This is a genomic window from Aeromonas sp. FDAARGOS 1403, from assembly GCF_019047325.1.
Classification (GTDB): domain Bacteria; phylum Pseudomonadota; class Gammaproteobacteria; order Enterobacterales; family Aeromonadaceae; genus Aeromonas; species Aeromonas dhakensis.
The window spans coordinates 4,724,945-4,744,200 of sequence record NZ_CP077249.1; the positions used below are offsets into that span (position 1 = coordinate 4,724,945).

Here is a 19,256-nt window from a genome sequence, read left to right on the forward strand (position 1 = left end):
TCTCGGTGCTGATCTGCCAGGGTTCAGGCGTAGTCTGGATACGGCTCATAGTGAAGAGTCCTGATAGAGGGGATAGTGGCGCTGGCGAATGCGGGCGATCAGCGCCCTCAGCTCGGGCTCTAGCCCCCGGTCTTCCAGCAGCGGAGCAAACTCGGCCCGCACCTGCGCGACCATGGCGGCCAGCGCCGAGCCGAGCGGGCGGGTGAAAGGGGTGGGCCGGGCGAGGCGCAGCTCCACCCCCTGCACCGCCGCCAGCAAGCAGGCGGCCGCCACCTGCTCGGTCAGGGTAAGCACCCGCAAGGCATCCCGCGCCGCTATGGTGCCCATGCTCACCTTGTCCTGGTTGTGACACTCGGTGGAGCGGGAGAAGACGCTGGCGGGCATGGTCTGCTTGAGCGCCTCCGCAGTCCAGGCCGAGACGCCGATCTGCACCGCCTTGAAGCCGTGGTTGATCATCTGCCGCCCATCCGGCGCGCCGGAGAGGTTGCTCGGCAGGCCGCCGTTGAACTTGCTGTCCACCAGCTGGGCCAGCTGGCGATCCAGCAGGTCGGCCAGGTTGGCGACGGCCGCCTTCATGCTGTCCATGGCCATGGCGATGTGACCGCCGTAGAAGTGGCCGCCGTGCATCACGTGCTCCTCTTCGCCATCGATCAGCGGGTTGTCGTTGGCGCTGTTGAGCTCGTTTTCGATGAGCTGGCGCCACCAGGGCAGGCTGTCGGCCACCACCCCGATGACGTGGGGGGCGCAGCGCAACGAGTATCTGTCCTGCAGCCTATCGCTGTGGCGCGGCAGCTCGCCGGCCACCAGATCAGCCCTCAGCCAGGCCGCGACCCCCTGCATGCCGGGGTGCGGCTTGGCGGCAAACAGCCGCTCGTCGAAGTGGAAGGCGTTGCCCCCCATGGCGACGCTCACCAGGGCGGTGATCCGGGTCGCCAGTTGCATCAGGTAGTCGGTGCGGGCGTAGGCAAGGCAGGCCAGCGCCGTCATCACCGAGGTGCCGTTCATCAGCGCCAGCCCCTCTTTCGGGCGCAGGGTCAGGGGGGTCACCCCCAGCTCCCGATAGACCTCGGCGGCAGGGCGCAGCCGACCCTGCTGATGGAGCTCACGCTCACCCACCAGCACGGCGGCGACATAGGAGAGCGGGGTGAGATCGCCGCTGGCGCCCACTGAACCCTCTTCGGGAATGCGCGGCACCAGATCCTGTTCCAGCAGCCAGCAGAGCCGCTCGAGCAGGGCCGGGCTGACCCCGGAGACCCCCTGCGTCAGGGAGCAGAGCCGGGTGGCCAGCACGGCGCGCGCGGCATCGAGCTCGAGATCCGCCCCCAGCCCGCAGCCGTGAAAGCGGGTCAGGTGCAGCGGCAGCTCGGGCACCAGCTCGGTTGGCACCGGCCGGGTCACCGAATCGCCGTAGCCTGTGGTCACCCCGTAGATGACCCCCTCTTCGGCCAGCAGCCGGTCGAGGAAGTCGGCACCCCGCTGGATGCGGGCCATGAAGGCGGGATCCGGGTTCAATGCGGGGGTGGCACGGCGTTCGGCCAGGGCCACCACGTCTTCGATGGTCAGCGGCTTCGCGCCGAAGACAACCCTGCTCATCTCACTCTTGTTCATCGGTCAGCTGCCAGAAATCAAAAAAGTTGAACCAGTCCAGCGGGGCGCGCAGGCAGTGGTGCTGCAGGCGATCGGCATAGGCCTGTACCCGGGACGCGAGAATCTGTTGGCGCCCCTGCCGCGGCAGAGGTTGGCCATCGGCAAAGGGCTCGAAATGCACCCGAAAGCGCCCCTGCTCCTTGAGGCCGAACATCAGGTAGACGGGGCAGCCCAGCACGCTGCTGAGCACGAAGGGGCCCAGGGGAAACGGCGCCGGCGCGCCGAGGAAATCGGCCCAGATCACCCGCTTCTCCCGGGTCACCGAGGTGCGATCGCCGACGATCACCACCCACTCTCCCTGTTCCAGCTTCTCCTTGAGCAGGATGGCGGTATCGGCCCCCAGCTCCTGCACCTGGATGAGGTTGAGGTGCGAATCCGGGTTGATCTGCTTGAGCAGGGCGTTGAAGCGGGCCGCATGGCGGGTGAACACCAGCGCATTGATGCGCAGCCCCTGCTTGCGACTGCCAAGGGCCCGGCACAGCTCTAGATCGCCCAGGTGGGAGCCCAGCAGCAACACTCCCTTGCCGCTGCCGATGGCGGCCTGGTAGTGCTCAGCCCCCACCAGCTCCACCTGCTGCTCGGTGATATCGCCGCGCCAGCCCGCCAGCTTGTCGAGGGCCGCCTCGCCAAAGCGCAGGAAGTGGCGAAAGCTCGATCTCGGCTCGGCGGGCAGCGCAACGCCTTGTGCGTTGGCGAAGGTCTCGAGCCGGGCCAGATAGGCCCGGGATGCCTCCCGCTGGGCGCGGCCGGTCAGCCAGAAGTAGCCGATGACCGGATAGAGCAGCAGGGAGAAGCCGCGCCGCCCCAGCAGGCGGTAGCTGGCCAGCATGATCTGCATGCCGAGCAATGAACCCCGCTCCGGGGTGCGCGACCAGTGGGTACGCCGCTCGCGCCACAGCCGGGTCAGCTGGGCGCCCAAGCGGGCGGGCCAGCGGCAGAGGCGCAGCAGCAGATCCCACAGCAGGCGGCACACCAGCCGGGTGTGCATCCAGGAGATGTCGAGGTTGTCGCGAAAAAGCCGAAAGTGGGAGCGGCCGTCGACGGGATAGATGACCCGGGTCGGCACGAAGCGCATCGGCACCCCGGCCCAGTGCAGGCGCACCATCACCTCGGTGTCAAAATCCATCCGCCGGCCGAGGGCCACCCGCTCCAGCAGGGCGCAGGTGGACGCCAGCGGATAGACCCGAAAGCCGCACATGCTGTCCTTGATGGCGAACGACAGCGTCTCGATCCAGACCCAGACATGGGTGATATAGCGGCCGTAGAGGCGCCCCTTGGGCACGGAGTCGTCGTAGAGCGGGCGGCCGGAGACGAGCGCCGCCGGGTGCTGGCGCGCCTCCGCCAGCAGGGCCGGCAGATCCGTCAGATCATGCTGGCCGTCGGCATCCACCTGCAGGGCGTGGCTGAACCCCAGCTCATGGGCGCGGCGCAGCCCCGTCATCACGGCGCCCCCCTTGCCCTGGTTGTGGGGATGGCGCAGCAGGCTGACCCAGGGGTGCTGGGCGGCCAGCGCATCGAGCGCGGCGGCGGCGACGGGCTCGCTGCCATCGTCGACCAGCAGGCAGGGCAGCTCGAATTCGGCCAGCCGCGCCAGCACGACGGCCAGCGGTCCGGCGTGGTTGTAACAGGGAATAAGAAGGCAAGGGTTCATGGGGTCAGCCGCACCCGTCCGCTGCTCGCCGGCTCGTCGTCGAGCAGATAGCTGAAGAGAAGCTGGCCCTTGTCCGCCTGCCACTGCAAGCTCAGGCTGCACTCGGCCCCGGGGCGCAGCGGGCGCTGGAACTTGAGCTGATCCACCCCGTGAAACGGCAGTGTCAGCTTGAGCCGGCTGGCGGCGTAGTGCATCACCCAGTGGATCTGGGTCACCCCGGGCAGCAGGGGCGCGCCGGGAAAGTGCCCTGCAAACCAGGGCAGTGCGGGATCGAGTCGCAGCCGCAGGCGCACGCCATCGGCCAGCACCTCGCAACCCAGCTCGGTTGGCAGCGTGTCAACGGACAGGCTCATCGAACAGCTCCTTGAGTTGTGACCAGGGGCGCTTGCCCTGGGCGTTGACGGGCATCTGCACCACCCGGCGCACGCTGCGCGGCAGGGCGACCGGCTCGAGCCAGGGGCGCAGCTGCTGGCGCAGGGCCAGCAGGAAACGCCCCTGACCAAGTTCGTCCCAGCGGGCGGCCCCCAATTCGCTTAGCACCAGCACGGCGCCGAGGATCTGGCGCTGGCCCTGTTGCAGCGGCAGCACGGCGGCCGACTCCACCTCCGCCAGGGCCTGCAGGCGCGCCTCCACCTCGTCGAGGGAGATGCGCTTCTCCTCCAGCTTGACGATCCTGTCCTGGCGCCCCAGCAGCTCGAAACCCTCCTCGCGCAGGGCGATGCGATCGGCGCAGGCCAGCCAGCCATCCTCTTCCAGAAAGGGGGAGCGCAGCAGCAGCCCCTGCTCCGGGCCGACCCGTACCTCGACCCCGGGCAGCGCCGTCCAGGGGGTCTGCTCCTGGTGGCGCTGGCGCCAGCCGATGCCGCCGGTCTCGCTGCTGCCGAAGATCTCTACCGGCAGCTGACCGAAGAGCGACCGGGCTTGCCGGGCATCCTCCAACTGCAGGGGACCGCCGGAGGAGACGATCAACCGGCAGCTGGCGGCGGGCATGGCCGGATCGAGCCGGCTCAGAAACGCCGGCGACGCGATCAAACACCAGGGGGCGCCTTGCGCCGCCAGCTGCTCCGGGTAGTCGATGGTGCGGCGATCGAACGGGCGACCGAGGGCCAGCGGCAGCAGGATGCGAAACAGCAGGCCGTAGATGTGCTGGTGGCTGACGCTGGCCAGCACCCTGCTATCGGCCAGTCGCTCGCCCCACAGCGCTATCTGCACCCGCAGCTCGGCCTCCAGCTGGGGCCAGGCCTTGGGGATCGCCTTGGGCTCGCCGGTGGAGCCGGAGCTGAACAGGGTGATATCCAGGCGCGCGGGCGCAAGATCACCAAGATCACCGTGTGCGGCGTCCAGCCCCTCGTGGGCATCGGCCAGCGGCAGCCTGAGCTGAGGCACGGTGAGCGCTGCTCCCGGCAGCTCGGAGTCGGTGAGCAGGCCGTCAAACTGGCTCTGCAGTTCCTGCAGGCCGGCCAGCCGCTGATGACCCGGCAGAATAGCCTGATAGCCGCCGAGGGCGCAGGCAAGCAACGCTTGCGTGAACAGCAGGCTGTCATCGAAGCAGAGCGCCCAGCGCGCGCCTGGCTGGCCGGCGCCGTCGTGACGGGACATGGCCCTGGCCAGTTGCAGGCTGGCGCGGCGCAGCTCGGCCAGGGTCACATCCCCCTGCGGGCCGAAGGCCACCGGCTGGGCACCATCGCGCTGCCAGAGGGCTTGCAGCAGGCTCATGGGGTCAGCCTCTTGAGCAGGCGGCGACGCACCAGATACTCAGCCCCCATCAGGCAGCCCATCAGGAGGTAGCTGACGAGGCCGTTGTAGAGGCTCCAGAGCGCCAGATCCCCGTGCCAGATGGTGAAGGCCGCCAGGGCGCCGTTGATGACGAAGAAGCCGCACCAGACCTGGGTCACCCGCCGGGTGTAGCCGATGGCTGCCGGCGGCAAAGCGGGATCCTGCAAGCGGGCCAGCCGCTCCACCAGGCTCATGGGGCGGGTCAGGCTCCAGCCAAACAGGCAGAGCAGGCAGAGGCTCACCGCCAGCGGGTAGTAGAGCAGCCAGTGCCGGGCGCTGAACAGAGCGCAGAGCAGGGTCAGCCCCAGCCCGATGCAGGCCAGCAGGCGCCCCAGCCAGAGCCACTCCGGCAAGGGGCCGAGCCGGACTCGCCCCTTCAGCAGGCCGGGCAAGAGTCGCAGCGAGAAGATGAGCAGCAGGCCGAGCAACAGCGGGGTCTGACCGGCATGGGTCAGCCCCCAGTAAACCGCCAGCGGGTAGAGCAGCAGGGCACCACCGGCCAGCCAGGAGAGCCAGCGCATCATGGCAGGGCAGACACCGGCATCAGGCGTCGGCCAGCAGACGCTCGACCGCATCCACCACGTCGTTGACGCTGCGCACCGACTTGAACTCCTCCGGCTTGATCTTCTTGCCGGTCAGCTTCTGCAGGTGCACCACCAGATCGATGGCGTCTATGCTGTCGAGCTCGAGATCCTGATAGAGGCGGGCCTCGGGGGTGACGGCCTCTTCGTCGACTTCGAACAGCTCCACGAGGGCGGCCTTGATCTGGGCAAAGATGTCGTCGCGGGTCATGGCTCAGGCCTCCCCTTTCGACTGAGCCTGCACCAGGGCCACCAGGGCCGCAACGGAGGCAAAGTGGCGACGGGTGTTCTCATCCTCGGCGGAGAGGACGATGCCGTAGCGGCCCTTGATGGCAAGGCCCAGCTCCAGCGCATCGATGGAGTCCAGCCCCAGGCCGTCACCAAACAGCGGGGCCTGGCTGTCGATGTCGTCAGGGGTGAGCCCCTCGAGGTTGAGGCTGTCGATGATGAGTTGTTTTATCTCTAGATGCAGGTCTTGCATAACTGTTCCATATGCTGTCATTGGGGCCCGGGTTGCAGGGCCCGGGTGAGAAACCGGGTCAACTGGCGAGCGGCCAGCGCACTGCTCTGGCCGGTGGCGACCACCTCGTCCGCCGCCACTTGCTGCAGGAATTCTATGGTGAAAGTCGGCTTATTTTCCGGGATCTTGAACCATTTGTCCTGCTTGGTGAGAAATCGGGTGCTGCAGTGGATCCGCACCAGTTGCAGCGGCACCTGGCTGCGCACCGCCAACTGGGCCGCGCCGCGCTGCAGCTTGATGGGTTCGCCCGGCGTGGTGCGGGTCCCTTCCGGGAAGATCAGCAGCAGGCCGCCAGCCCGGATCCGCGCCATGCACAGGGCCAGCAGATCCTCCCCCGCCACGTTGGGCAGGTAGTCGGCCGCCCGCACCACGCCGCCGATGAAGGGGTTGCGCCAGAGGGACTGCTTGACGATGCAGTCGCACACCGGCATCTCGGCCGCCAGCATGACGTAGTCGAGCAGGCTGGGGTGATTGGCCACCACCAGGGCGCCACGCAAATCGGCGGGCATGCCGCTGACGCGATAGTCGAGCACCCCCCAGCCGCGCAGCATGGCGAGAAACAGCCGGAAGCTGTGGCGGATGGTGAGTTGGGCCAGGGTGCGCCGCCGCTCCCCGCGCAGACAGAGCGCCAGCAAGGGGAACCAGAAGAGGGTGAGCAGCAGGCCGCCCACCCCGAACAGGGTGAAGCCAAGCGCCGTGCCGATCAACCGCCAGGCCCGGTTCAGCAACGCTGCCATCTCCACGCCTGACGGTCATCGCCGAGGATCAGGGTCGGCTCGCTCCGCAGCAAGGCGCGCCACAAGGCGAGACTCTGGGGCAGCGAACGGGTGGGTTCAACCACGGGGCTAACCCCCTCGCAGCGCCACTGCTCACCTGCCTCCAGCACCAGTCCCAGCGCGTGGGGCGGCGCCTCCTCCGCCAGCCAGGGGCGATGAAATTCGGGCACAGGCCCCTCGAAGGCCACCAGCAGCACCCGGCGGGCGCCGGCCTGCAGGGCGCCGACCGCTTCGGTCAGGCCTGCCATCAAGCTGTTCTCCCCCGCAGCCAGCGAGCTCATGGGAATGGCGGCCTTGCCCTGGATGGAGCAGAGTCCGGCGGCGGTGTTGTGCACCGACATGGAAAAATCGGTGGGGGAGAGCGCCTGCCCGTCCGCCAGCGCCTGCAGCAGCGTCATGGAGCGGGCCAGCTCGCCGTGGCGGCTGACGAAGATGGCACTGTCTACCTGGTGGCGGGCCAGCAGGCTCAGCCCCACCTGCACCGCCAGCCGTGAGCCCTGGCTCAGGCGGCGCGCTATCATCATGGGCAGCAAGGGAGTGGCGGGAAACGGCGGGTCGACGGGCCAGCGCCCCTGCTGCGCCCACACCTGCCAGGCGGCCTCATCGGCCAGACCGGGTGACAGCGCCTGACTATCCAGCAGCGAGAAAGAGAGCATGTTGCAGGCGACCTGTCCTTAAAACCGTGGTGGGAGCGAAGAGCATAAAAGGCACTCACCCGACGGGCAGTGCCTGCGCCATGGTATTGAATGGCGTCATCGGCTTAATACCGGCGGATAATACCATTATTCATCAAAAATAATAGCCAGCCCGGATTATCCACCGCCTTGGTGATTGAAAATAAACAATTTGTGTTGTCTCATTGCCACGCTCAACTGATGAATATCCTTCTCAAGGAAAATATTATGAAAATTATTAATAAAATATCCCTGCTGCTGGCCTGTGCCCTGCTGGCCGCCTGCTCCACCAGCCAGCCCATCCGCAATATGGCGGCCAATCCGGTGCCATCCAACCTCACCGAGGAGCAGGTTGCCAACGCCATTATTACGGCCGGTATCAGCAAGAGCTGGGTAATGCGCCAGGAGCAGCCTGGACTGATTCGGGGCCAGGTCAATGTGCGCCAGCATCAGGCGGTAATCAATATTCCCTACAGCGCTCGCGATTATTCCATCAATTATGTGAGCAGCGTCAATCTGGACGACAAGGGCAAGGGCAGCATCCACCGCAGTTATAACCGCTGGGTACTGGGTCTGAACCAGGCCATTCAGCTGGAACTCGCCCGCGCGCAGAGCCGCTGATCCGGCAGGAGCCCCCCGTGAATCACTATCAGACAGACCCCTACAACGCGCTGGAAGCCATCAGCGAGGCCCAGAAAATCGCCTTCGGGCCCATGCTGTTTCAGGCCAGCTGGTGCCTGCGCGAAACCGGGGTGCTGGCCTATCTCGAGACCCGTGGCCAGCGGGGGGCACCACTGGCCGACATCGCCCAGGCATGCGAGCTGAGTGAATACGGCGCCAGCGTGCTGCTGGACATGGGGCTCGGCGGCGGGCTCTGCTACCTGGCCGAGGAGCACTATGTGCTGGGGCGGGTCGGCAAATACCTGCTGAACGACACCATGAGCCGGGTCAATCTCGACTTCACCCAGCACGTCTGCTACCAGCCCCTCGCCCACCTGCTCGACGCCATCCGCAACGGCACGCCGGCCGGCCTGCAGGAGTTCGGCCCCTGGCAGACCCTCTATCCGCACCTGAGCGAGCTGCCCGAGCCTGCCCGCCGCAGCTGGTTCGCGTTCGATCACTTCTACTCCGACTGGGCCTTCCAGCAGGCCCAGGACAAGGTGTTCGGTTACGAGCCGCGCCACCTCTACGACCTGGGTGGCAACACCGGCAAGTGGGCCATCGCCTGCGCCAAGCGGGATCCGGCGCTGCGAGTCACCATCCTGGACTTGCCCGAGCAGCTGGCACTGGCTCGCCGCAACATCGAGGAGGCGGGGCTGACGGAGCGGGTACAGGGTCACCCGGTGGATCTGCTGCAGCCAGGCACCCTGCCCGGCGAGGCGGACATCTGGTGGATGAGCCAGTTCCTCGACTGCTTCAGTCACGAGCAAATCGTCGCCATCCTGAACCGGATCCGGCTGGCCATGAAGCCGGACGCCCGGGTCTGCATCCTGGAGCTGTTCTGGGACCGCCAATCCTTCGAAGCCGCCAGTTTCAGTCTCAACGCCACCTCCCTCTACTTCACCTGTCTGGCCAACGGAAACAGCCGCTTCTACCACTCCAAGGAGCTGTACCAGTGCCTGCGCGAGGCCCACTTCCACGTGGAAGCCGAGCACGAGATCCCAGGCCCGGGCCACACCCTGCTGGTTGCCCGCCCGTTGCACACGAGGCCATAATGCCGCCATCGGCATAACGATGATGAAACGAGAAGGAGCACGGCATGAGGCGTGACTGCATGGCCCTGATGGCCCTCGGCCTGGTTCTGGGCAGCCTGCTCGGCGGCTGCGCCGACATCAAGGAGGCGGGCAGAACCGTGGGGCACACCACCCGCAATGTGACCCGCGAGATTGGCCACACCACCCGGGACGTGACCCGCGAGATCGGTCACGGCACCCGGGACACCGTCAAGAAGGTCGGTGATGAGCTGAGCAAATAGAAACAGGGGCCGACAGGCCCCTGTTTTCATCAGCGTCATGGGTGAACTCAGTTGCTCCACATGGCCATCAGCTGGGACTCCATGGCCTCTTCCTGTTCATCCGGCAGCTCGGCGAAGAAATCGAGCCCGGTCTGCTGCTCCACCTCATCCACCGTCACTATGTAATCCGCCAGCCGGCTGGCCGACACGTTCTCCTGCGGCAGGATGAAGGCGATCGCCTCCTGGTTGGCCACATCCATCACCACCCGGTAGTAGGCGTGGGGCACGGTCACACCGTTGCCGATGGAGGCATCGGAGTTGGTGAAGATGGGGCCGGTGATCACATAGACATCCTGATAGGCGATGGCCCACTGCCGGGTCTTCTCCTCCAGGATGCGCCAGGCCCCCTGGTTGAGCGCCGGCAGCTGCGGGGTCATGTTGGTCAGCAGGAAGCTCTGCTTCATGGTGGTGGCGGTGGAGCGCATGTCCGCCGCGGGCGCCTGGTGACCGCGGTCATAGCCGGAGCCCTTGTAGTCGGCCAGGGTAGCGCGGAACTGCACCGGCACCTCCTTGTCCTCGGCAAAGGCATCCTTGCGCGGCACCTGACCCTGGGCGCTGGCGGCCGTCATCCGATAAGAGACCCAGTCAGAGACCTTGGTGTCGTAGTTGTAACCGGCGGCATAGCCGTCCCGGCACAGCAGTTGACTGGATTGGCTGGGTACCCCGAGCTTGACGTGATCCTTGCATTGGAAGCCCGCCGCCAGGCTCGGGAAGGTGGTGAGAGTGAATCCGATAGCCAGAACTAATTTATTGATATTATTCATTATTATGCCACTCCTTGTGTTAGGCGGAGTGATTTGACACCAGGTCGGATGAGTAAGGCAATCGAACGAATTGTGAGCGTGTCGGAAATGTGAAGAGGGCTGCAAATCGGTAAAATCGCCGTCGCCAGCTGGGGGATTGTCATCCCTTTGTCATTGTGTAGTGCAGTAACTTCGAGAGGCTTATCAGATAGATAGGAACAAAAAAGCGGAGCCGGCGGCTCCGCTGCAATCATCACGCCCGCTCAGCTCTTGACCTGAGGCCTGGGGGTATCGGGCTGGGAGGGCGGCAGGATCGGCAACACGATCTGCGGCTGCTCGCCGGTCAGGCTCTTGAGGTAGGCGGTCATGTCGTCCGCCTCCTGCTCGCTCAGGGTCTGGCCGAGCTGGATGTCCGCCATGATCTGCACCGCCTCCTTCAGATCCCACACTGAGCCGTCGTGGAAGTAGGGGTAGGTCAGCTCGATGTTGCGCAGGGTCGGCACCTTGAACCAGCCGATGAACTGCTTCTCGCCGGTCACCCCACCGCGTCCCTGGGCCGGGTTGTCGGTCTTGAACGGCTTGACCAGCCCCATCTTCTGGTAGGAGTTGCCGCCGATGGCCACCCCGTTGTGGCAGGCGGTGCAGCCCTTCTCCTTGAACAGCTGATAGCCCTTCAGCTGCTGCGCAGTCAGCGCCTTGGCATCCCCCTTCAGCCAGCGATCGAACGGCGCATCGGGGGTGACCAGGGTCTCCTCGAAGGCGGCGATGGCATCGGTCACCTCGTCGATGCCGAAGTCCGCCTTGCCGTACACGGCGCTGAAGCGGGCCCGGTACTCGGGCAGGGTGTGCAGGGTCTCCACCGCCAGCTTGTGGCTGAAGGCCATCTCCAGCGGGTTCTCGATGGGGCCCGCTGCCTGCGCCTGCAGATCCTTGGCGCGCCCATCCCAGAACTGCACGAAGTTGAGGCTGGCGTTGAGCACGGTGGGCGAATTGATCGGCCCCTCCTTCCACTTGTGGCCGAGGGAACTGACCTGGTTGTCCACTCCGCCGGTCGCCAGGTTGTGGCAGGAGTTGCAGGAGATGGCGTTGGATTTCGAGAGCCGCGGCTCGAAAAACAGCATCTTGCCCAACTCGACTTTTTCCGGTGCGCTCACCTTGGCTGCTTCCACTGCCTGGATAGGCTCGTTCGCCCACCCCATCCCTGGCAGGCCCAGCGCCAGCAACAGACAATATTTATTCATTGTTTCTCTCTCCCTTGTGGCTGTGCATAACAGCAGCCTCAGCCTGCCCGGGAAAGCCTGTGTATTATTTGCTCAAGATCAAATGAGACCAACAAAAACCACATTTAAAACAATGAATTAGTTTATTGCGGACGGAATAATGGCGGGGACTTGCGCGGCAAAAAAGAGCTGAATTCTGATGAGTGAATTATGAACAAATTCATCCGCGATGACAGCCAATTAATTAGATTGCTGTCATTGAATAAAGCGATTATTCAATATGCAGGCGTGACCGCCCATTATTTAGATTCATATTAAATGCATCATAAATATCATCGGCGTTCACCCAGCCAATAATAACAATAGCGTCTGACCTTCTGTATCCCGCAATTCAGATGATGCCTTCCGTTATTTCCTCGTCAATGCAGGAAACGGATCGCCGTGCTTTTCAATCAAGATAAGGATGCATGATGAAAGAGTCCCTGTTGGCCGCCACCCTGTTGCTCTGCCCCGCCGCTTTTGCCGCTACAGTGCACTGGGAATACAGCGGCGAGGCCGGCCCGGCAAAATGGGCCAGCCTGACCCCGGAATATGGCCAGTGCGCGGGCAGCAACCAGTCGCCGGTCAATCTCTCGGGTCTGGTCAAGGCCGAGCTGGCCCCGCTGCAGTTTCACTACCTGGCGGGGGGCCGCAGCGTCACCAACAACGGCCACACGGTGCAGGTCGACTATGCCCCGGGCAGCACGCTGGAGCTCGACGGCATGCACTTCACCCTCAAGCAGTTCCACTTCCACGCTCCCAGCGAAAACCTCATCGAGGGCAAATCCTACCCCCTGGAGGGGCACATGGTGCACGTCAATGATCAGGGAGAGCTGGCGGTGGTGGCGGTGATGTTCGAGCCGGGTAAGGCCAATGGGGCCCTGAGCCAGGTCTGGCAATCCTTGCCAGCCAAGGCGGGGGAGCAGCGCCAGCTCAAGGAGGCGGTCTCGGCGGAGCAGTTGCTGCCCGCCAAACGGGACTACTACCGCTTCAGCGGTTCGCTGACCACCCCGCCCTGCTCGGAAGGGGTGCGCTGGCTGGTGATGAAGGAGCCGGTACAGGTAAGCCAGGCCCAGATCGACGCCTTCAAGGCGGTGATGTACCACCCCAACAACCGACCCGTCCAGCCCCTCAACGGGCGCCTGGTGCTGCAGTGACAGGGCAGCCGATCTGACAATAAAAAGAGGGCCAGTCGGCCCTCTTTTTCATTCGTCGCATCGCATTACAAGCTGGCTGCGATGCGCGCCCCCAGCGCCGCGTTGTTCAGCACCAGCTGGATGTTGGCCGCCAGGGAGTTGCCGCCGGTCAGCTCGCACACCCGGGCCAGCAGGAAGGGGGTGGACGCCTTGCCCTTCACTCCCAGCTCGTCCGCCTCCCGCAGTGCCTGGGCGATGGCGGCATCGATGTCGGCCTTGGGCATGGCAAACTGGGCCGGAATGGGGTTGGCCACCACGGCGCCGCCGGCCAGCCCCAGCTCCCACTTGAGGCGCAGCGCCTCGGCGATGGCCGCCGGGCTCTCGAGGCGGTAATCCACCTTGAAGCCGCTCTCGCGGGTGTAGAAGGCGGGCAGCTCCTCGGTCTGGTAGCCGATCACCGGCACCCCCTGGGTCTCCAGGTACTCCAGGGTCAGACCGATATCGAGGATCGACTTGGCGCCGGCGCAGACCACGGCCACCGGGGTCTGGGCAAATTCCTGCAGGTCGGCGGAGATGTCGAAGGTCTCCTGGGCGCCGCGATGCACGCCGCCGATACCGCCGGTGGCAAACACCCGGATCCCGGCCATGGCGGCAATGATCATAGTGGAGGCAACCGTGGTCGCCCCCAGCCCCTTGTTGGCCAGCACGAAGGGGATGTCGCGGCGGCTGCACTTGGTGGCGGCGTGGCCGGCCCGACCCAGCGCCTCCAGCGCCCCCTCATCCAGACCCACCTTGAGGCGGCCATCGATGATGGCGATGGTGGCCGGCACGGCGCCGTTGTCCCGCACCACCTGCTCCACCTGGCGCGCCGTCTCCACGTTCTGTGGATAGGGCATGCCGTGGGAGATGATGGTGGACTCCAGGGCCACCACAGGCTTGCCGGCGGCCAGGGCTTCGGCGACGACCGGTTGGATATCGAGGTAAGCGTTCAACATGGGTACTCCTCCAGCATGCGTTCAACGGCGGCCTTGGATAGGCCGGAAAAGACGGTATCGGGACAATTGACGGTAAGGGCGGCGCAGCCGAGGGCGAAACGGGTGGTCTCGACGATGTCCTGCTCCTGCAACCAGGCGTGGGCCAGCCCTGCCATGAAGGCATCGCCGCCGCCGGTCACGTTGACGACCGGGCTGCCGAGCACGGACAGATGGCCCTGGCACTCCCCGTCGCTATAAAAGATCCCCTGATCGCCGAGGCTCAGGAACAGCCGCTGCACCCCGGCGCGGTGGAACCAGGCCGCCGCCATGGGCCAGGTGTCGGGCCCGGCGATGCGCAAGCCGCACAGCTGCTCCGCCTCGCTGCGATTCGGTTTGAGGGTGTGGATGCGGTGCAGCCAGGGGCGGATCTTCTCCACCTTGGCCACCGAGACGGTGTCCACGAAGATGGTGTGCTCCCCCTGACGCTCGAACAACCAGTCGAGGGTGTGGGTGGCGAGGTTGGTGTCGAGCAGCCAGAGCCGGGCAGCCCCGAGAAAGCCGCTCAGGGGGGCGAGCCGGGCCGGTGTGAGCTGGTCGATGATCCCCATGTCGTTGACGGCGCAGCTCATTTCGCCGCTGCCATCGTGCAGGCTGAGGTAACAGGAAGTGGCCTGGCCGTCCAGCACCAGCACCTGGCGCACGTCGACGCCGGCGCGCTGGCTCACCTCCAGCAGGTGATGGCCGTACTGATCGTTACCCACCGCGGTCAGCAGCCGGGTGTCGGTGCCAAGGCGCGCCAGGTTTTCGGCGATGTTGCGCCCCACCCCGCCGGCGGAGGTGCGCACCCGGCCCGGGTTGGAGTCGCCAATGCGCAGGTTGTCGTGGCTGCAGCCGCAGATATCCATGTTGGCACCGCCGATCACCACGGCGTAGGGGCCCTCCCGCAGCACATAACCACGCCCCTGCACATAGCCCTGACGCATCAGGCTGGAGATGTGGCTCGCCAGCGCCGAGCGGCTGATGCCGAGCCTGTCCGCCAGCTCCTGCTGGGCAATCATGGGATCCTGGCGCAGCAGGGCGAGGATCTCTTGCTCACGTTCCGTCATAGACAAACATCCAGTTACAAACGTTTGTCCATTATTTCCGAAAAACGTTTACCCGCCATCGCTTCGTGCAAAAATTGTCGGCTTGCGCACAAAAACTCGACGATGGGAAGCAAGCGAATCTCGGCCTCTACCTGTTACTTTTTCTGCTTTTGCCGGCGGGCACGGCTTATAATGCGGCCGCCACAGAGGAGAGCGAGATGAGAGAGTCAGACCACGAATGCCTGCCACCACAGGGGGATGAGTCAGCACCGCATGGCGACGCAGGCTATTGCTGCATCGGGCTGGTCAACCCCAAGTCACCGGAGAACGTGGGGGCCGTGATGCGGGCTGCCGGCTGCTATGGGGCGGATGAGGTCTACTACACCGGCAACCGCTTCGAGCTGGCGCGCCGCTTCGTCACCGACACCAAGCAGATGGTGGAGCAGATCCCCCTGCTCGGGGTCGACGATCTGATGGAGATGGTGCCGGCCGGCTGCACGCCGGTGCTGGTGGATCTGATCGAGGGGGCGACCTCGCTGCCGGACTACGTCCACCCCGAGCGCGCCTTCTACATCTTCGGCCCCGAAGACGGCACCCTGGAGCCGGCCCGCTTCAAGGCGGTGAAAGAGGTGATCTACGTACCGACCCGGGGATGCATGAATCTGGCCGCCTCGGTCAACGTGATCCTCTACGACCGGCTGGCCAAGCAGTTGAGGCGCTGATGATAAAGACGAGCAACAGGAGGTAATCTGCGTGGCCATACCCAGGGTCGCATCAATCTAGCCGCCTCGGTCAACGTGATCCTCTACGATCGGCTGGCCAAGCAGCTGCGCGGCAACTCGGCAAGCTGACAGAAAAGTTCCTGAACAGGTAACCAGCCCTCCCCGACGCAGGGCGTTTTAGTTGTCAGGCTTTAGCCGCTGCTCCTGCTCTTCGATAAAACCGCGGTAGTAGTCGTGCAACCGATAGCGTCGGTAGATTTCGGCCAGGGTGCCGTGCCGCACCAGGTTGACCATGCCCTGATCCCAGAGCTGCTGCAGGGTGCGACCCTTCTCGGTATCGGCAAAGATGGGGTAGGTCGGGATCCAGCGCAGGAAGGTACGATGCATGTTGGCAGGAATGGAGTCCTCCGAGTAGAGCACCCCGGCAGTCAGATAGTAACGGTAGCGCTCCTTGGCCAGCAGTTGCAGCGCCATATCGTGGCTGTCTATCTCGTGCCAGCGCATGGAGACCGGGATGTACTTGTCAAAGGCCCAGCCCCGCAACCACACCACCCCCTGCCCCTTGAGGCTCGACTCGCCCAGCCACTGGGGCTGCCACTTCTTGAGCATCAGCACCGTCAGGTCATCGGCCGAGGCGGGATAACGGGGTTGCAGCACGCCACTCACCTCATCCCGGTAAACCCCCATCGCCATGTCCCCCCCCTGCTGGGCGATCACCGCCAGCGCCCGCTTGTAGGGCACGATGCGGGGGATGACCTCGTAGCCGTTGGGCTGGTAGATGGCGCGCACTATGTCCAGATAGATGCCACGCCCATCCCGCTGGCAAAAACCCGGCCAGTCATCGCAATAGACATTGAGGGGATCGGCCCGACCGGGCCAGCAGAGCAGCAGCAATACCCATGAAAGCAGCAAACGAACCATGTCTTGACTATTTCTCCGGAGGCGAACGCTGTCACCCATCGAGCCGGCCTATCTGGCAAGGGTGCACAGGCCATATCCCATGATATGAAGATCCGTCGGCAAAGCACCACTTTTTACCGGTTTTGCGAGCGAGTCGAGGGTTATTGCCGACCGAATGGGTATTATTGACAATGAGATTCATTAGTAACCCAACCATAGGGGAGCCTTCATATGCCATCCATCAAAACCCTGCTCTGCCCGGTCGATTTTTCCCAGATGTCGCAAGCCGTGCTCGACTATGCCGTATTCATGGCCCAGAGCCATCAGGCCGAACTCAAACTGGTTCACGTGGTGGACCAGCTGCACGGCTTCGACAGCTACAAGATCCTGCACATGACCGCCATCGAGATCACCCACGAGATGGAGCGTCAGGCCAAGAGCCAGATGAAGGAGCTGATCGCCAGCCTGCCCATTCCGGCCACCTTCGAGGTACGCTTCGGCCGCGCCGCCGACGAGATCGTCGTGCAGGCCAAAGAAGAGAAGGCCGATCTGGTGGTGATGGGCAGCCACGGCCGCTCCGGTATCAGCCACCTGCTGGTGGGCAGCGTCGCCGAATCCGTGGTCCGTCACGCCCCCTGCCCCGTGCTGGTGGTGCGCAAGTAATCCACCGCCCGAAACAAGAAGGCCAGCATATGCTGGCCTTCTTTTTTGGCTCTAAGGCAGGCCTCAGCCGTGGGCGTAGATGACGCTGCCCCCCTTGATGATGTCGATGATGGCCCTGGACTGCTCCTTGGGCAGCGCCGGGCAACCCCAGCTGCGCCCCAGCTTGTCATATTTGAGCAGATGGCGAGGGCTCGCATAGTCGGCGCCGTGCACCACGATGGCCCGCTTGCGGGCGTTGCTGTTCTGGCCCGGGCTCAGGCCATCGAGGCGCAGCGAATAGCCGTGCTTGCCCTGATAGGTTTCGGCTGTGCGATAGACCCCGAGCGAACTCTTCATGGAGTTGAATTGGTTGGAAAACTGGCGAGCGTCCCGCTCACCCGAATTGCGGCCATGGCTGACCCAGGTGTGATAGAGCAGCTTGTGGCGTTTCACGTCGATGACGAACAGACGGCGCTGGGTTGAGGGTTTGCTGTAGTCGATGATGGTGAGAATGGGTTTGCGCTTGTGGCTCACACTCTGGTAACTGCTGAGAGCCTTGCGAAACACCTGTTTGTCGAGCTTGCCGGCCAGCCCCAACTGGCGATAGAGATCCTGATCCCAGCTGGCGTGGCTGCTGCTGCTGAAACAGATCGCCCCCAGCAACAGTGGCACGCTCAGCCACAGCGCTCCCCAGCGCTTTATCCAATCTGTCTGCTTCATCCTTGAATCTGCTCCCGTTTTTGTTGCTAGCAAAGTGTGCAAATTATCGCCACACCCTGCTGGATAGTTATATGCAAGCCCCTGATAGCCCGCAAGAAAAAAGCAAAAAAATGCCGACCAGGGTCGGCATCTTCACACAGGGCAAAACGGGGGCTCAGGCGCGGCTCAGATAATCCGCCAATCCCACCCATTTGTAGCTGGTGAGCTCGGTCAGCCCCATGGGGCCACGAGCGTGCAGCATCTGGGTCGATACCGCCACTTCGGCGCCGAGACCAAACTGGCCGCCATCGGTGAAACGGGTGGAGGCGTTGACGTAGACAGCCGCCGAACCGGCGCCGTTGACGAAACGCTCGGCATTGGCCAAGTCGTTGGTGAGGATGGCATCGGAGTGACCGGCATTGTGCTCGCGCATATGGGCCAGCGCCTCGTTCACGTCCGCCACCAGCTTGACCCCCAGGGTCAGCGAGAGCCACTCGGTATCAAAGTCTTCCGGGCCGGCGGCACGCAGGCTGTCGGCGCCCGCCAGCAGCGGCATGGCCTCCGGCGTGGCCACCAGGGCCACCTTGCGCTCGTTCATTAAGCCAACCAGTTGCGGCAACAGGGCCGGCGCCACCTTCTCGTGCACCAGCAGGGTGTCGAGAGCGTTGCAGGCGGAGGGGCGCTGCACCTTGGCATTGTCGATGAGGGGCAAGGCACGGGCCAGATCGGCGCTCTCGTCCACGAAGATGTGGCTGATGCCGAATCCGCCGATGATGACCGGAATGGAGCTGTTCTCCTTGCACATCTTGTGCAGACCCGCACCGCCGCGGGGGATGATCATGTCCACGTAGCGGTCGAGGCGCAGCAGCTCACCCACCAGGGCACGGTCCGGGTTGTCGATGTACTGCACCGCCGCCTCGGGCATGCCGGAGGCCGCCAGCGCGCGCTGGATCACCCGCACCAGCTCCAGGTTGGAGTGGAAGGTCTCGCGGCCGCCGCGCAGTATGCTGGCGTTGCCGGTCTTGAGGCAGAGGCTGGCGATGTCGATGGTGACGTTGGGGCGCGCCTCGTAGATGACGCCGATGACCCCGATGGGTACCCGGCGACGGGAGAGACGCAGGCCGTTCTCCAGCACCCGGCTGTCGATCTCGCTGCCGACCGGATCATCCAGGGAGATCACCTTGCGCACGTCCGCCACGATACCGGCCAGTCGGGCCGGGTTGAGCAGCAGCCGATCCAGCATGGCTTCGGAGAGGCCAGCCTCTCGCCCGGCGGCGATGTCTTTCTCGTTGGCGGCCAGGATCTGGTGGCTGCGCGCCTCCAGCTCGTCGGCGATGGCGGCCAGCGCCCGGTTCTTCTGCGCCGTGCTGACGGTGGCCAGCTGATAGGCGGCTTCGCGGGCAGCCTGCCCCATTTTCTCCAGACTCATCTCTCTTCCCTTTGGTTCTTGCGGGGCC

21 protein-coding genes and 2 pseudogenes are annotated in these 19,256 nt (G+C 64.6%); 7 read left to right on the forward strand and 16 right to left on the reverse strand.

The window, feature by feature from the left end:
* Positions 1 to 45 precede the first annotated feature (45 nt).
* From hutH to I6L33_RS21605, 9 genes are read right to left on the reverse strand one after another with little or no spacing between them, the layout of a single operon-like run.
* Positions 46 to 1,608: a histidine ammonia-lyase gene (gene hutH, locus I6L33_RS21565; RefSeq protein WP_017766379.1), complete on the reverse strand. Its 1,563-nt coding sequence runs from the start codon at positions 1,606 to 1,608 to the stop codon at positions 46 to 48.
* On the reverse strand, positions 1,595 to 3,298 hold the full coding sequence (locus I6L33_RS21570) for a glycosyltransferase (RefSeq protein ID WP_216973330.1): 1,704 nt from the start codon (positions 3,296 to 3,298) through the stop codon (positions 1,595 to 1,597). Before I6L33_RS21570 ends, hutH begins: the two co-directional genes overlap by 14 nt.
* Positions 3,295 to 3,651: a hydroxymyristoyl-ACP dehydratase gene (locus I6L33_RS21575; RefSeq protein WP_201988264.1), complete on the reverse strand. Its 357-nt coding sequence runs from the start codon at positions 3,649 to 3,651 to the stop codon at positions 3,295 to 3,297. The genes I6L33_RS21570 and I6L33_RS21575 overlap by 4 nt, the downstream gene beginning before the upstream one ends.
* Complete coding sequence (locus I6L33_RS21580; protein ID WP_201988263.1) at positions 3,635 to 5,014, reverse strand: AMP-binding protein; 1,380 nt, start codon at positions 5,012 to 5,014, stop codon at positions 3,635 to 3,637. The genes I6L33_RS21575 and I6L33_RS21580 overlap by 17 nt, the downstream gene beginning before the upstream one ends.
* A complete protein-coding gene (locus I6L33_RS21585) occupies positions 5,011 to 5,649 on the reverse strand; it encodes a hypothetical protein (RefSeq protein ID WP_254204950.1) in 639 nt (212 codons plus the stop codon). Before I6L33_RS21585 ends, I6L33_RS21580 begins: the two co-directional genes overlap by 4 nt.
* The gene (locus I6L33_RS21590; protein ID WP_005297934.1) at positions 5,618 to 5,866 is read right to left on the reverse strand and encodes an acyl carrier protein; all 249 of its coding nucleotides are present in this window, start codon (positions 5,864 to 5,866) and stop codon (positions 5,618 to 5,620) included. The genes I6L33_RS21585 and I6L33_RS21590 overlap by 32 nt, the downstream gene beginning before the upstream one ends.
* 3 nt (positions 5,867 to 5,869) lie before the next feature.
* The gene (locus tag I6L33_RS21595) at positions 5,870 to 6,136 is read right to left on the reverse strand and encodes a phosphopantetheine-binding protein (RefSeq protein WP_005297932.1); all 267 of its coding nucleotides are present in this window, start codon (positions 6,134 to 6,136) and stop codon (positions 5,870 to 5,872) included.
* Between the two features lie 17 nt (positions 6,137 to 6,153).
* The gene (locus I6L33_RS21600) at positions 6,154 to 6,912 is read right to left on the reverse strand and encodes a lysophospholipid acyltransferase family protein (RefSeq protein ID WP_017781051.1); all 759 of its coding nucleotides are present in this window, start codon (positions 6,910 to 6,912) and stop codon (positions 6,154 to 6,156) included.
* Positions 6,897 to 7,607 carry a beta-ketoacyl synthase chain length factor gene (locus tag I6L33_RS21605; protein ID WP_124249664.1) on the reverse strand — a complete coding sequence of 237 codons (711 nt, stop codon included), beginning with the start codon at positions 7,605 to 7,607 and terminating at the stop codon, positions 6,897 to 6,899. The genes I6L33_RS21600 and I6L33_RS21605 overlap by 16 nt, the downstream gene beginning before the upstream one ends.
* A gap of 246 nt (positions 7,608 to 7,853) precedes the next feature.
* On the opposite strand from I6L33_RS21605, the gene I6L33_RS21610 reads away from it, so the two are divergent.
* From I6L33_RS21610 to I6L33_RS21620, 3 genes are read left to right on the forward strand one after another with little or no spacing between them, the layout of a single operon-like run.
* A complete protein-coding gene (locus I6L33_RS21610; protein WP_005297924.1) occupies positions 7,854 to 8,246 on the forward strand; it encodes a hypothetical protein in 393 nt (130 codons plus the stop codon).
* A gap of 17 nt (positions 8,247 to 8,263) precedes the next feature.
* Positions 8,264 to 9,340: a methyltransferase gene (locus I6L33_RS21615; protein ID WP_095592120.1), complete on the forward strand. Its 1,077-nt coding sequence runs from the start codon at positions 8,264 to 8,266 to the stop codon at positions 9,338 to 9,340.
* Positions 9,341 to 9,384: 44 nt separating this feature from the next.
* Positions 9,385 to 9,600, forward strand: coding sequence for a hypothetical protein (locus I6L33_RS21620; RefSeq protein WP_005297921.1), 216 nt, complete (start codon positions 9,385 to 9,387; stop codon positions 9,598 to 9,600).
* Between the two features lie 47 nt (positions 9,601 to 9,647).
* On the opposite strand, the gene I6L33_RS21625 is transcribed toward I6L33_RS21620, so the two are convergent.
* Positions 9,648 to 10,403, reverse strand: a complete 756-nt coding sequence (locus I6L33_RS21625; protein WP_005297919.1) for a DNA/RNA non-specific endonuclease — start codon at positions 10,401 to 10,403, stop codon at positions 9,648 to 9,650.
* Positions 10,404 to 10,645: 242 nt separating this feature from the next.
* Positions 10,646 to 11,623, reverse strand: a complete 978-nt coding sequence (locus I6L33_RS21630) for a cytochrome-c peroxidase (protein WP_216973331.1) — start codon at positions 11,621 to 11,623, stop codon at positions 10,646 to 10,648.
* A gap of 449 nt (positions 11,624 to 12,072) precedes the next feature.
* Between I6L33_RS21630 and I6L33_RS21635 the strand changes: the two genes are divergently transcribed.
* Entirely contained in the window at positions 12,073 to 12,798 is a 726-nt protein-coding gene (locus tag I6L33_RS21635; RefSeq protein WP_216973332.1) for a carbonic anhydrase, read from the forward strand.
* A 65-nt stretch (positions 12,799 to 12,863) separates the two neighbouring features.
* On the opposite strand, the gene I6L33_RS21640 is transcribed toward I6L33_RS21635, so the two are convergent.
* Together I6L33_RS21640 and I6L33_RS21645 are read right to left on the reverse strand one after the other, a co-directional pair.
* The gene (locus I6L33_RS21640) at positions 12,864 to 13,772 is read right to left on the reverse strand and encodes a pseudouridine-5'-phosphate glycosidase (protein ID WP_216973333.1); all 909 of its coding nucleotides are present in this window, start codon (positions 13,770 to 13,772) and stop codon (positions 12,864 to 12,866) included.
* On the reverse strand, positions 13,766 to 14,857 hold the full coding sequence (locus I6L33_RS21645) for a PfkB family carbohydrate kinase (RefSeq protein ID WP_024941444.1): 1,092 nt from the start codon (positions 14,855 to 14,857) through the stop codon (positions 13,766 to 13,768). The genes I6L33_RS21640 and I6L33_RS21645 overlap by 7 nt, the downstream gene beginning before the upstream one ends.
* A gap of 197 nt (positions 14,858 to 15,054) precedes the next feature.
* On the opposite strand from I6L33_RS21645, the gene I6L33_RS21650 reads away from it, so the two are divergent.
* Together I6L33_RS21650 and I6L33_RS22210 are read left to right on the forward strand one after the other, a co-directional pair.
* Positions 15,055 to 15,558 (forward strand): RNA methyltransferase, encoded by a 504-nt coding sequence (locus I6L33_RS21650; RefSeq protein ID WP_010633032.1) that lies wholly within the window; start codon positions 15,055 to 15,057, stop codon positions 15,556 to 15,558.
* 39 nt (positions 15,559 to 15,597) lie between these two features.
* Positions 15,598 to 15,687 (forward strand): annotated as a pseudogene (locus tag I6L33_RS22210) (RNA methyltransferase); the annotation flags it as partial.
* 48 nt (positions 15,688 to 15,735) lie between these two features.
* On the opposite strand, the gene I6L33_RS21655 reads toward I6L33_RS22210, so the two are convergent.
* Positions 15,736 to 16,479 carry a hypothetical protein gene (locus I6L33_RS21655; protein WP_025201229.1) on the reverse strand — a complete coding sequence of 248 codons (744 nt, stop codon included), beginning with the start codon at positions 16,477 to 16,479 and terminating at the stop codon, positions 15,736 to 15,738.
* Between the two features lie 210 nt (positions 16,480 to 16,689).
* On the opposite strand from I6L33_RS21655, the gene I6L33_RS21660 reads away from it, so the two are divergent.
* Positions 16,690 to 17,121 (forward strand): universal stress protein, encoded by a 432-nt coding sequence (locus tag I6L33_RS21660; RefSeq protein WP_005297901.1) that lies wholly within the window; start codon positions 16,690 to 16,692, stop codon positions 17,119 to 17,121.
* A 63-nt stretch (positions 17,122 to 17,184) separates the two neighbouring features.
* Here the strand turns inward: I6L33_RS21660 and I6L33_RS21665 are convergent, their stop codons facing one another.
* On the reverse strand, positions 17,185 to 17,820 hold the full coding sequence (locus tag I6L33_RS21665) for a murein L,D-transpeptidase catalytic domain family protein (protein WP_216973334.1): 636 nt from the start codon (positions 17,818 to 17,820) through the stop codon (positions 17,185 to 17,187).
* Positions 17,821 to 17,974: 154 nt separating this feature from the next.
* Positions 17,975 to 19,231: pseudogene (locus I6L33_RS21670) on the reverse strand (glutamate-5-semialdehyde dehydrogenase); the annotation flags it as partial.
* Positions 19,232 to 19,256: the final 25 nt, after the last annotated feature.

Bases quoted from the DNA above. Each gene is read 5' to 3' on its own strand.
- hutH (WP_017766379.1), bottom strand. From the start codon at position 1,608: ATGAACAAGAGTGAGATGAGCAGGGTTGTCTTCGGCGCGAAGCCGCTG.
- I6L33_RS21570 (WP_216973330.1), bottom strand. From the start codon at position 3,298: ATGAACCCTTGCCTTCTTATTCCCTGTTACAACCACGCCGGACCGCTG.
- I6L33_RS21575 (WP_201988264.1), bottom strand. From the start codon at position 3,651: ATGAGCCTGTCCGTTGACACGCTGCCAACCGAGCTGGGTTGCGAGGTG.
- I6L33_RS21580 (WP_201988263.1), bottom strand. From the start codon at position 5,014: ATGAGCCTGCTGCAAGCCCTCTGGCAGCGCGATGGTGCCCAGCCGGTG.
- I6L33_RS21585 (WP_254204950.1), bottom strand. From the start codon at position 5,649: ATGCGGTCGAGCGTCTGCTGGCCGACGCCTGATGCCGGTGTCTGCCCT.
- I6L33_RS21590 (WP_005297934.1), bottom strand. From the start codon at position 5,866: ATGACCCGCGACGACATCTTTGCCCAGATCAAGGCCGCCCTCGTGGAG.
- I6L33_RS21595 (WP_005297932.1), bottom strand. From the start codon at position 6,136: ATGCAAGACCTGCATCTAGAGATAAAACAACTCATCATCGACAGCCTC.
- I6L33_RS21600 (WP_017781051.1), bottom strand. From the start codon at position 6,912: ATGGCAGCGTTGCTGAACCGGGCCTGGCGGTTGATCGGCACGGCGCTT.
- I6L33_RS21605 (WP_124249664.1), bottom strand. From the start codon at position 7,607: ATGCTCTCTTTCTCGCTGCTGGATAGTCAGGCGCTGTCACCCGGTCTG.
- I6L33_RS21610 (WP_005297924.1), top strand. From the start codon at position 7,854: ATGAAAATTATTAATAAAATATCCCTGCTGCTGGCCTGTGCCCTGCTG.
- I6L33_RS21620 (WP_005297921.1), top strand. From the start codon at position 9,385: ATGAGGCGTGACTGCATGGCCCTGATGGCCCTCGGCCTGGTTCTGGGC.
- I6L33_RS21625 (WP_005297919.1), bottom strand. From the start codon at position 10,403: ATGAATAATATCAATAAATTAGTTCTGGCTATCGGATTCACTCTCACC.
- I6L33_RS21630 (WP_216973331.1), bottom strand. From the start codon at position 11,623: ATGAATAAATATTGTCTGTTGCTGGCGCTGGGCCTGCCAGGGATGGGG.
- I6L33_RS21635 (WP_216973332.1), top strand. From the start codon at position 12,073: ATGAAAGAGTCCCTGTTGGCCGCCACCCTGTTGCTCTGCCCCGCCGCT.
- I6L33_RS21640 (WP_216973333.1), bottom strand. From the start codon at position 13,772: ATGTTGAACGCTTACCTCGATATCCAACCGGTCGTCGCCGAAGCCCTG.
- I6L33_RS21645 (WP_024941444.1), bottom strand. From the start codon at position 14,857: ATGACGGAACGTGAGCAAGAGATCCTCGCCCTGCTGCGCCAGGATCCC.
- I6L33_RS21650 (WP_010633032.1), top strand. From the start codon at position 15,055: ATGAGAGAGTCAGACCACGAATGCCTGCCACCACAGGGGGATGAGTCA.
- I6L33_RS21655 (WP_025201229.1), bottom strand. From the start codon at position 16,479: ATGGTTCGTTTGCTGCTTTCATGGGTATTGCTGCTGCTCTGCTGGCCC.
- I6L33_RS21660 (WP_005297901.1), top strand. From the start codon at position 16,690: ATGCCATCCATCAAAACCCTGCTCTGCCCGGTCGATTTTTCCCAGATG.
- I6L33_RS21665 (WP_216973334.1), bottom strand. From the start codon at position 17,820: ATGAAGCAGACAGATTGGATAAAGCGCTGGGGAGCGCTGTGGCTGAGC.